The sequence below is a fragment of the Pseudomonas sp. KCJK8993 genome (genome assembly GCF_046230915.1).
GTDB lineage: Bacteria > Pseudomonadota > Gammaproteobacteria > Pseudomonadales > Pseudomonadaceae > Aquipseudomonas > Aquipseudomonas piscis.
Genome location: NZ_JBJJLO010000168.1, coordinates 1 through 10,214, shown reverse-complemented (window position 1 = coordinate 10,214; position 10,214 = coordinate 1). Strand labels below are relative to the sequence as shown.

Annotated in this window: 12 protein-coding genes; 4 read left to right on the top strand and 8 right to left on the bottom strand. The window is 64.7% G+C overall.

Annotation, left to right across the window (positions count from 1 at the left end):
- The 5 genes from ACK6AU_RS30250 to ACK6AU_RS30230 all read right to left on the bottom strand — a co-directional run.
- Positions 1-337: Lrp/AsnC family transcriptional regulator (locus tag ACK6AU_RS30250; protein ID WP_409303333.1), on the bottom strand; the 337-nt coding region annotated here is incomplete at its 3' end.
- 22 nt (positions 338-359) lie between these two features.
- Positions 360-1,736 carry a threonine synthase gene (thrC, locus tag ACK6AU_RS30245; RefSeq protein ID WP_185702057.1) on the bottom strand — a complete coding sequence of 459 codons (1,377 nt, stop codon included), beginning with the start codon at positions 1,734-1,736 and terminating at the stop codon, positions 360-362.
- Between the two features lie 16 nt (positions 1,737-1,752).
- Positions 1,753-2,643, bottom strand: a complete 891-nt coding sequence (locus tag ACK6AU_RS30240) for a LysR substrate-binding domain-containing protein (RefSeq protein ID WP_185702056.1) — start codon at positions 2,641-2,643, stop codon at positions 1,753-1,755.
- A 41-nt stretch (positions 2,644-2,684) separates the two neighbouring features.
- Positions 2,685-4,121 (bottom strand): amino acid permease, encoded by a 1,437-nt coding sequence (locus tag ACK6AU_RS30235; protein WP_409303331.1) that lies wholly within the window; start codon positions 4,119-4,121, stop codon positions 2,685-2,687.
- Positions 4,122-4,273: 152 nt separating this feature from the next.
- The gene (locus ACK6AU_RS30230; RefSeq protein ID WP_409303329.1) at positions 4,274-5,548 is read right to left on the bottom strand and encodes a cystathionine gamma-synthase family protein; all 1,275 of its coding nucleotides are present in this window, start codon (positions 5,546-5,548) and stop codon (positions 4,274-4,276) included.
- 237 nt (positions 5,549-5,785) lie between these two features.
- Here ACK6AU_RS30230 and ACK6AU_RS30225 point away from each other — a divergent pair, with 237 nt between their 5' ends.
- Positions 5,786-6,322: a DinB family protein gene (locus ACK6AU_RS30225; RefSeq protein WP_185702053.1), complete on the top strand. Its 537-nt coding sequence runs from the start codon at positions 5,786-5,788 to the stop codon at positions 6,320-6,322.
- On the opposite strand, the gene ACK6AU_RS30220 is transcribed toward ACK6AU_RS30225, so the two are convergent.
- Complete coding sequence (locus ACK6AU_RS30220; protein ID WP_185702052.1) at positions 6,323-6,634, bottom strand: hypothetical protein; 312 nt, start codon at positions 6,632-6,634, stop codon at positions 6,323-6,325.
- Between the two features lie 132 nt (positions 6,635-6,766).
- Here ACK6AU_RS30220 and ACK6AU_RS30215 point away from each other — a divergent pair, with 132 nt between their 5' ends.
- Positions 6,767-7,021 carry a YceK/YidQ family lipoprotein gene (locus ACK6AU_RS30215; protein ID WP_409303326.1) on the top strand — a complete coding sequence of 85 codons (255 nt, stop codon included), beginning with the start codon at positions 6,767-6,769 and terminating at the stop codon, positions 7,019-7,021.
- A gap of 63 nt (positions 7,022-7,084) precedes the next feature.
- Positions 7,085-7,474, top strand: coding sequence for a YceK/YidQ family lipoprotein (locus ACK6AU_RS30210; RefSeq protein WP_260498130.1), 390 nt, complete (start codon positions 7,085-7,087; stop codon positions 7,472-7,474).
- Positions 7,475-7,516: 42 nt separating this feature from the next.
- On the opposite strand, the gene ACK6AU_RS30205 is transcribed toward ACK6AU_RS30210, so the two are convergent.
- A complete protein-coding gene (locus ACK6AU_RS30205; protein ID WP_185702051.1) occupies positions 7,517-8,290 on the bottom strand; it encodes an EAL domain-containing protein in 774 nt (257 codons plus the stop codon).
- Positions 8,291-8,534: 244 nt separating this feature from the next.
- Here ACK6AU_RS30205 and ACK6AU_RS30200 point away from each other — a divergent pair, with 244 nt between their 5' ends.
- Positions 8,535-9,536: an AraC family transcriptional regulator gene (locus tag ACK6AU_RS30200; RefSeq protein ID WP_409303323.1), complete on the top strand. Its 1,002-nt coding sequence runs from the start codon at positions 8,535-8,537 to the stop codon at positions 9,534-9,536.
- Positions 9,537-9,581: 45 nt separating this feature from the next.
- Here the strand turns inward: ACK6AU_RS30200 and ACK6AU_RS30195 are convergent, their stop codons facing one another.
- Positions 9,582-10,103 (bottom strand): SgcJ/EcaC family oxidoreductase, encoded by a 522-nt coding sequence (locus ACK6AU_RS30195; RefSeq protein WP_185702049.1) that lies wholly within the window; start codon positions 10,101-10,103, stop codon positions 9,582-9,584.
- Positions 10,104-10,214: the final 111 nt, after the last annotated feature.

Here is a 10,214-nt window from a genome sequence, read left to right as displayed (position 1 = left end):
CGCTGACCCGCACCAGCACATCGAACTCGCCGCTGAGCACTTCGCACTGGACGATCTCCGGCATGGCACGCAAGGCTTGCAGCACCTCGGCACCGCGCATGCGGTCGTAGCGGTAGACGAAGATCAGCGCATTGATCCGGGTATCCGCCCCACGCCCCTCGCCCACGCGGATGGTGTAGCCCTGGATCGCACCGTCGCGCTCCAGGCGTTCGATGCGCTGGCGCACCGCGTTGCGCGACAGGTTGACCTTGGCCGCCAGCTCGGCATGAGCCGCCCGGGCATTGCGGGTCAGCTCGGCCATGATGCGTTCGTCCAGTGGATCCAGGATCCGCTTCATGAAGCCTCCTTCGCGGTGCCCATCACAGTGCCTTCAGGCAGTGCAGTACGGCGGCAAAATCATCCGCTGCCAGTGCTTGCCACTGCGCCGTGGAAGGCGCCGCGAGCGGCTGTGGGACCACTCCGGGAATACCCAGGGAAGCCAGGAGCCGCGCCGACTTGGCCGGCGCGATCTCCCCCAGGGTGACCATGGGCGCCACCAGGCTGCGCCGGTACAGGCGCGCCGCCAGGACGCCGATGGCGGCATGGGGGTCGATGATGTAGCCGGTGTCCCGATAGAGGCTGCTGATCTCCTTGCCGGTCTCTTCATCGCTGACCGAGTAGGAGTCGATGATCATCCGCGCCTGCAACCAGAACTCGTTGCCCAGGCTCATCTCGCCGCTGCCTTCAAAGCGCTGCATCAGGCCCGCCACCGCGTGCGGGTCCTGGCCATACAGTTCCCAGACAAAGCGCTCCAGGTTGGCGAACAGCGACAGGTCCATGGCCGGCGACAGGCTCTGGCTGGCCTCGGCGCGGCAATAGCGGTTCTTCAGGAAAAGCTGGTGCAGGGCGTCGTTGCGGTTAGTGGCGACAATCATCTGGGTGATGGGCAGGCCCATCTTCTGCACGATATAGCCGGCATAGACTTCGGCGAAGCTCGCCGCCGGAACGCTGAAACCGATGGGCCGCTGGCCGCCCCCCAGTTGCAGCACGGCATGGAAATACAGCACCAGCTGGGCCATGACCCCGACCCAGTTGCTGGAGTTGAAGCCGATCACCTCGCGCTCGGCCAAGGGCCACTGGCGCAGCAGGCGAGCCACCAGGGTCTGGCAGTCGTCGAAGCTGCCTTCCACGGCAAAGCGCCACAGCCGGGGGTTGTGTGCCGCCTGCAACTGCTGCCCTTGCTGCTCGGGCACCCCGTGCTGCGGATAGAACACCAGCACCTGGGTCTGCGGGCAGTCCTTGAAGGCGTCGATGGCCGCCAGCGCGGTATCGCCGTTGCTGGCCCCCACCAGCACCCCGTGACGCTGCCGGCGCTGGAGGAAATAGCCCACCAGTTGCGCCTGCAACCGCGCGGCAAAATCCTTGGCCGAGCCCGTGGGCCCATGGAACAGTTCCAGCACCCATTCATTGCGGTCGATCTGCCGCAGGGGCGCCACCGCGCGGTGACCAAAGCCGCTGTAGGCACGGCTGAGCAAGGCCTTGAAGTCCGCCTCGGGCAGGCACTCGCCGACAAAAGGGCTGAGCACCCGGAAGGCCAGTTCGGGGTAATCCAGGGTCGACCAATTGGCGATCTCCTGGGGGCTGAAACGTGGCAGCTCGGCAGGCACGTACAGCCCGCCATCGGCGGCCACGCCAGACAACACCACGCTTTCGAAATCCACCTGCTCGGTGGTACTGCGGGTACTCACATAACGCATGCTTGGCTCCGGCCAGTCATTTATGGAGATGGGCCTGTTCCACCAGCCAGGTGGAAAATTCCAGCGCATCGGGGTGTGGATCGGCCCCGGCGCCACGCACCAGGTAAAAGGATTCGCTGGCTTCGATGCGCTGACTAAAAGGCTCCAGCAAACGCCCGTCGGCGAGCATCTGGTCGACCATGGAGGAACGGGCCAGGGCCACGCCCAGGCCCAGTTCAGCCATGCGCAAGGTGGAAATCAGGGTGTCGAACTGCATCCCCCGGGACGAATCCACCTGCTCGGCACCCGCGCGCTGCAGCCAGTAGCCCCAGCCCTCTTCGTAGCCCAGCACGTGCAGCAGCGGGTGCCGGGCCAGGTCCGCCGGCACCTCTAGCGGCGCCTTGTCCAACAAGGCCGGGGCGCATACCGGGAACAGCGTGTCCCAGGTCAGGCGCTGGGCCACCAGCCCCGGCCAGTGGCCATGACCCCAACGAATTTCCAGGTCGTCCTCGCCGTCCAGTTCCTTGACCCAGATATTGCTGATGTAGCGGATATCCACCAGCGGGTGCCTGTGCTGAAAATCCGCCAGCTTGGGCGCCAGCCAGTGGACGAAAAACGCCAGGCTGCCGCGTACCTTGATCGGCCGGCGCTTGTGCTGGCCGAAGATTTCATTGGTGCCCACCGCCAGCCGGGTAATGGCGTCCTGTACCACCGGCAGGTAGGAACGGCCCTCCTCGGTCAGGTCCAGGCCCCGGGGCAGGCGCTTGAACAGCGCCACCCCGAGGTGGCTTTCCAGCTGGCGGATCTGTTGGCTCACCGCGCCCTGGGTGAGGAACAGTTCCTCGGCGGCGTGGGTGAAGTTAAGGCAACGGGCGGACACCTCGAAGGCGCGCAGCCAGTTCAGCGGGGGCAAGCTTTTCTGCTTCATGGCCTGGCTCTCATGGACACCCTGGGCGCCGGGCACACCCCTCAACCCCGCAGGGCATCGGAGGGCCGTGCCAGGGGGGCCAGGGACAGGCGCCGCTGGCGGCTACTGCGGGTAATGTAATACACGAAGTAGCACCAGGCGATGAAGGGCACGCCGAAGTACAAGGCCACGCGCTGCTCGGGGTCGAAACCGATGCCGACACAGGCCAGGGCGCAGCAGAACAACGCCGCCAGCGGCACCCAGGGGTAACCACGAACACGGAACTTCAAGTCGCGCACATCACCGCCGTTGGCCACGAAGTGCCGGCGAAAGGCGATCTGGCTGGCGGCGATGCTCATCCACACCGCCACCACCGCCAGCCCGGAAATCGACACCAGGGCCAGGTAGATGGTGTCCGGGGCGAACACGCTGCTGAGCAGGGAGGCGGCGCCACCGGCCATGCTCACGATGATCGCGTTGAGCGGCGTGCCCATGCGGGTCAGGACCGAGAACTGCTTGGGCAGGTGCCCCTGGTCGCTCAGGGTCCAGAGCATCCGCGAGGCGGCGTACAGCCCGGAGTTGGCGGCGGACAGCAGCGCACTGATGATCACGAAGTTCATGATGTCGGCCGAGTACGGAATGCCGATATAGGTGAACACCGTGACGAACGGGCTTTCCACCAAACCGGCCTGCTCCCGCGGCAACAGGGTGGCGAGGACGAAGATGGTGCCGACGAAGAAGATCGCCAGGCGCAGCACCGTGGTGCGGATCGCCCGCGGCACGTTGCGTTGCGGGTCGCGGGTTTCCCCGGCGGCGATGCCGATCAGTTCGGTGCCGGAGAAAGCGAAGGCCACCGCCAGCAGGGTCATGGCGATCGGCATGAAACCGGTGGGGAACAGCCCCTCGCGGGTGAAGTTGCTCAGGCCGATGCTGTGGGCCTGGTCGATGTGCAGAAGACCGAGAATCGCGCCGCCGCCCACTGCCAGAAACACCAGCACGGTGACCACCTTGACCAGCGACAGCCAGAACTCGGTCTCGGCGAACAGCCGCACCGACACCACGTTGGACAAAAACACCACCATGGCGAACAGCGCGCTCCAGATCCACACCGGGGTCTCGGGGAACCAGCGGGCCATGAGGATCCCGGCGGCGGTGAATTCCGAGCCGATGGCCACGGTCCAGGTCAGCCAGTACAGCCAGGCCACGGTGTAGCCGGTACCGGGGCCGAGAAAGCGGGTGGCGTAGGTGCTGAAGGAGCCGGTCTCGGGCATCTGCACCGCCAGCTCGCCGAGGCACATCATCACCAGGTACACCATCAGCGCGCCGATGATGTAGGCGATCACCGCGCCCAACGGGCCGGCCTGGTTCACCGTGTAGCCGGAAGTGAGGAACAGCCCGGTGCCGATCACCCCGCCAAGGGCGAGCATGACAATGTGCCGGGTCTGCATTTCTTGCTTGAAGCCGCCGCGCAAGTCGGCCTGTTGTTCTTGTAGGGACATGATGGTTCTCATGAAAGTTGTCAGGGCAAGTCTCAATTTCTGCAACTGTGGAAATGGGCAGAAAACAAATCGGATGCCACCAGGTTTTTATTGTTATTCCTCTTCATGAAGCCCCACTGGCTGCCTTGCTGTGGGGGTGTCGCGCGCTCTTTTCAGTAGGCCGCCTCGGCCTGGGCATTCAGGGAAGGGACGGCGCCGGGCGCCGCATGCTGCTTGAGGGATTGGCGCAGCCAGGCGAAGGCCTGCTGCAGGTCTGCCAGCAGGTCATCGGTGTCTTCGATGCCGACCGAGATCCGCACCAGCCCTTCGGAAATACCCAGGGCCTGACGCTCTTCCAGGGTGTTTTCGACATGGCTGGTGGTGCGCGCCGGGCCGTAGATGGTTTCCACCGCGCCCAGGTTGCCGGCGCAGTGGGCATAGCGCAGGCGCGGCAACAGCAGCTTGACGCTGTCCATGCCGCCCACCAGGACGAAGCTGACGATGGCGCCGAAACCGCGCATCTGCGCACAGGCCACGGCGTGATTCGGGTGGCTGGGCAGGCCCGGGTAGTTCACCGCCTCCACCAGCGGCTCGTTGAGCAGGAACTGCGCCAGCTGCGCGGCGCTGTGCTGTTGCTGGCGCATGCGCAGGGCCAGGGTCTTGATCCCGCGGATGATCAGGTAGGCCGAGAACGGATCGAGGCTGGCGCCGTTGATTTCCCGGTAGTGACGCACCTGGCTCATCAGCGCCTCGCTGCCGCAGGCCACGCCGCCCAGCACATCGCCGTGGCCACTGAGGAACTTGGTGGCGCTGTGGATCACCACATCCACGCCCAGCGCCAGGGGGTTCTGGTTCAGCGGCGTGGCGAAGGTGTTGTCCGCCACCACCAGGGCGCCGACCTGTTTCGCCGCGGCGACCAGACGCTGGATATCGACAATCTTCAGCGTCGGGTTGGTCGGGGTTTCCAGGTACAGCAGGTCGCAGCCCTTGGCGATCTCGGCCTCGATCTGCTGCTGGTCGAAGGTTTCACACAGGGTGACGGCCACGCCCATGCGCGGCAGGAATTCCTCGAAGATCTTGTTGGTGCCACCGTAGCTGTCCTTGGTCGACACCACCCGTTGGCCGTGGCGCAGGAAGCTGTAGAGCACGCCGCTGATGGCCGCCATGCCGCTGCTGAAGGCCACCGCCGATTCGGCACTTTCCAGGTCCCGCAACTTGGCTTCCAGGGTTTCCACCGTGGGGTTGCTCATGCGGCTGTAGATAAAGCCCGGGGCCTTGCCCAGGGCCACGTCGTACCACTGGTCGATATCGTCGTAGCCATAAGCGGCACTGGCGACAATCGGTGTTTGCGTGGCGTTGTAGGGGTGACGGATCTGCTCTCCGCCCCAGACCACCCGGGTAGCGGTCCCGGGGTTTTCCAGCCCTGTGCGTTCAGGTTTTTTATTCATTGCGACGGCTCACCATTAAGGGTGCGCGGCCTGTTGCCGCGCTGGATCTGGTGGCCAATATAGAGAAAAGCCCAAGCCCCGAGAAACGATGTTATCGGGGCCAAAGGGGCGGTTTTTTTAATGGCTGCCCAGCCCTGCAAACGGCCTGCGTACAAGGCTTTCGCGACGCCTCTTGCATGGCGGCACCGAGGCTTGCGAAGCTGCCGTGCGCCCGCCTCACTCCCGAAAGGAACCGCAATGAACCGCACCGAGCATCTGTGCCTGATGGCCCGCTACAACCAGTGGATGAACGGCAAGCTGTACAGCGCCGCCATGAACCTGTCGGATGCGCAACTGGCTCTGGACCGACAGGCGTTTTTCGGCTCGATCCTCGGCACCCTCAATCATTTGCTGGCCGGCGACACGATCTGGCTCAAGCGCTTTGCCCAGCACCCGGCGCGGTTTGCGGCCCTGGCGCCGCTGCACCAGGTGGCCACCCCCCAGGACCTCAAGACCCTGCTGTTTGCCGACATCCGCGGGCTCTGGCAGCAGCGTCAGTGGCTGGACCAGTCGATCCTCGATTTCAGCCAGGCGCTGAACGACACCGACCTTGACAGCGCCCTGCACTATGCCAATACCCGGGGCGTGGTCAGCGAGCGCAATTTCTATAGCCTGCTGGTGCATTTCTTCAATCACCAGACCCACCACCGCGGCCAGGCCAGCACCCTGCTGACCCAGGCCGGAGTGGATATTGGCGATACCGACCTGCTGATGCTGATACCCAGCGAAGTCTGATCAGGCTTGAGCCCAACGGGCGCGCAACAGGGGCAGGCCGCTCTCGTGCCAGAAGCTCATGGAAATCCCGCCGCTGGACATGCCGCCATGGGCAAAGGCCTCGACGAAGAAATGCCCTGCCGAGCTCCAGGCCCTGCCTGTCAGTTGCTCGAAGGCCTGGACGACCAGGGCCTCCAACTGCTGCGCCGTGGTCGGCCAGGGTGCGTGGGCCAGATGCGTGGCCAGCGCTCGCCACAGATAGGGGTCACCCCGTAGCCCCCAGGACAGCGGTTCCTCGGCGAACAGCCGCGCGACGCTGCGCTCTCCCGTCATCGAAACCTCCCGGCCATGCGATTTATTCAGCGCTCAATCTAGCGTCTGCACCGGGCTTCTGCGACCATGCGCGCGGAAAAAAACCGCTTGCTAAGGAATGGCGCCATCAAAGTCCGCAATGCTCTGCTCGTTGTGCCCCTGCTGTCCCTCGTGACCTGCGGCACCCTGATCGCCCGCACCCCCAATTCCCACACCCGCTACGACTACTACAAAGGCACCCAGGCCAATATCGAGCTCCTGACCATGCGCGGTGCCAGCGGCTACGACGGCTACGTCACGCTTTTCTGCTGGATGAGCATCGTCTGCCCGGTAGTGGCCATCGTCAGCCTGCCGGTGGATGCCGTGGCCGACACCGCGCTGCTGCCCTATGACGCGATCAATCGCTGATTCTCGCCCGCCCCTGTTTCGACCCTGCGTGGAAGCCTGATCATCCGAATCATCACTTGCCTGTTGCTGCTCAACACCCTGCTGCTGTCCGGCTGCGGCACCTACATGACCCGTGGCAATGCCCTGGACTTTCGCGACGACCGCTACTACCGCAGCGTCAAGACCAACGCCCAAGTGCTCACCGGCTATGACATGGGCTATGCACGCATGATCACCGGCGGCTGCTGGGTGACGGTGGTGTGCCCGATCCTGATGATCGCCAGCCTGCCCCTGGACGCGGCGCTCGACACCGTGCTGCTGCCCTACGACGCGTTCCAGCCGGACCGGCCCAAGCGCAACATGCACGTGAATATGAAGGAGCTTCCCGAGGAAGACCTGCCGGCATTGCCCATCGGTGCCCAGGTGCAGGATCCGACAGCCCACGCCCCGCCCATCGCCCCGCAGGCTGATTGAGCCCCTTCGGGCGAGCATGCGTCGTGCCTTGGCGCAACCAGGCTACGCCTGATCCGGCGTGCACAGCGCTGGCACCCGCGGCGCCAGGCGGCAACGTCGCCCCAGGCGCTCCACCTGGGGGCGGCCGTATAGATAGCCCTGCCCCCACTCGCCACCACAGGCCATGGCCAGGCCCTGGTCGGTGGCAGTCTCGAGCCCTTCGACGATCACGCAGGGCGCCAGGGTCTTGCACAACTGCACCAGGTGGCTGAGGGTCTGGGCGCTGTTGAGTTCACCACGGGCGCGCTGGATGTAGCCCTTGTCGATCTTGACGATGTCCGGCCGCGTCTGGCGGATGAACTCCAGGGTACCCAGGCCCGCGCCGAAATCGTCGATGGCCACCCGGCAGCCCAGCTTGCGCAGGCACAGGACGAATTCGCCAGCCGCCTCGATGCTCGGCGGCGTGGCGCTTTCGGTGATCTCGATCACCAGTCGCGCGGCCACTGAGGGCAAATCCCGCAGTTGCTGGAGGATGACGTACCAGAACGGATCGATGATCGCGCTCTGGGCGGAAATATTGCACCCCAGACGCAAGCGTTCATCCCGTTGCAGGCCATCGATCACACAGAGCACCACGCTGCGATCCAGCTCGCGCATCAACTGGTGTTTTTCCAGCAGCGCCAGGGGGTAGACATCCCCGCCCTGGGCATCGACATGGCGCAGCAACCCTTCGTGGTAGAGCACCCGACTGCTGTCCGGCAGCCACACCACCGGCTGGAATGCCAGCACCAAATGGCCCATGGCCAGTTCGCGATAAAAGTCTTTGACGCTTTGCATGACAGATCCATAGGCCAGCCAACGATGCCCCCTCGGACGTGGTGTGACACAGCGGCCAGCGCGCGCCCAAGGGTCCCTGCCCAACCATGATCGACCCTGCCCAGGTCACTCGGAAGTGTTCCCGGATACCTTTCGCTTGTCCTTGGAAACCTGGGTCTGTGCTTATTCGTCTGCGGCCTTTTGTTTATTGCAATCATGCAAATGGCCTCATCGACATCATTTAGCCACCAGTCCAGGAAGACCTATGCACAGAATGACCAGCGCCAGCTTTCGGGTGCTTGCCGATGTCATCAGAGAAGGCGGCGCCAATGTCGATGCCCTGCTCAGAACCTTCGGCAGCAGCCTCCAGGACGTTGAGGACAATCCCCAGGGCGTAAGGCTGGAACTGGTCTATCAAGCGATGCGCGAAGCCACCCGGCGCACCGGCAATCCAGACCTCGGGTTGCTGGCCTACAGCAAGGCCCACCCGGCCAACCTGGAAGCCCTGGGCTATGCGGTGATGTCCTGCGCAACCCTGGGAGCGGCGTTGCAGCGCCTGGTGGACTACCAGGCGCTGACCAGCAACGGCTTCTACATGTGCCTGGAACGCAAGCCCGATGCATTGCAACTGATCGGCTTCGACGTCACCGCCGAGCCTTCGCTGATTCCCCGGGCGGTGATCGACGCCGGCGCCGCCCAGACCCTGGGCCTGCTGCACTGGCTGCTGCCCCAGCACAAGCCACGGCCACTGCTGGCGGCCTTCACCTACCCCGAGCCTGCGGACACGCGCCTGCTGCGCCGGCTGATGGGTGACAACCTGCAGTTCTGCGCGCCCCACAACAGCCTGACCTTTAGCAGCCAGGACTGCGCCATCGCCCTGCCCACCGCCGACCCGGCGCTGGATGTGCTGCACATGGAATACGCCCGCAACCGCCTCGACGTGCTGCTCAGCGGTTCGATGACCGCGCGGGTGCGCCGCGCCCTGTCCGAATCCCTGGCCCAGGGCGCGCCCAGCGACCTGCCGCATATCGCCCAGGCGGTGGGGGTCAGCACCCGCAGCCTGCAACGCAGCCTGGGCCATGAAGACGTGCACTTCTCGGCGTTGCTGGACGAGGCACGGCTGATGCTGGCCCACAGTTTTCTGCGCAACTCCATGCGCAGCGTCAAGTACATCGGCGCCCTGTTGGGCTTTCGCGACCAGAGCAGCTTTCACAAGGCCTGCCTGCGCTGGTTCGGCATGACCCCGGGGCGCTACCGCGAACAGTGACAACAACGCCGAGCAAAGGCTCGGCGCCAGGGTGCAGCGCCTGGATCAGTGGCTGGCTTGCAACTGCGGCTGCACTTGCGGCATGGCCGAAGAGTGGTGGTTGAGGATTTTCCACTCCCCGCCCAGGCGTTCGTAGAGGAAGGTGTAGCGGGCCTGGAGTTGATGTTTCTTACCGTCGGCGGCAGTCAGGGTGAAGGTGTAGACGCCGCTGTCCATGGCCGCATCCGGACCCAGGCGACGGATCTCCCGGTAGTTGATCTGGCCCACCGGTCGCGAGCTCATGAAGTGCTCGAAGTAGTCCTGGATCTGCGCGTGGGTGCTGCGCACCTGGTTGGAAACCGTGGGTTGCAACACTGCATCCGGTGCATAGAGGCTGACCACGGCTTGCGGGTTGCCGGTCTGCAGGGCGCTGTTCCAGCGGTCGAAGAGGCCGGCGATTTCCCGGTCCTGCAGGTTCTGCGGTTGCTCGGCCACGGTGCGGTACACGTAGGGAGTGGCTTCCAGGGCCTGAGCCAGTGGCGCGCTCAGCACGACGAACAGGGCCAGGGCGGTGCGTTTCAGTTTCATTCACGGACTCCAGTGGGTTTCAATGAGCCCCACTGTGTCTCGGGCCGCCGCCCGCGCCCTCGGCCAACTGGAGCCCGCGCTCTATGCCATTCGGCAGATAGGCGCGATAGC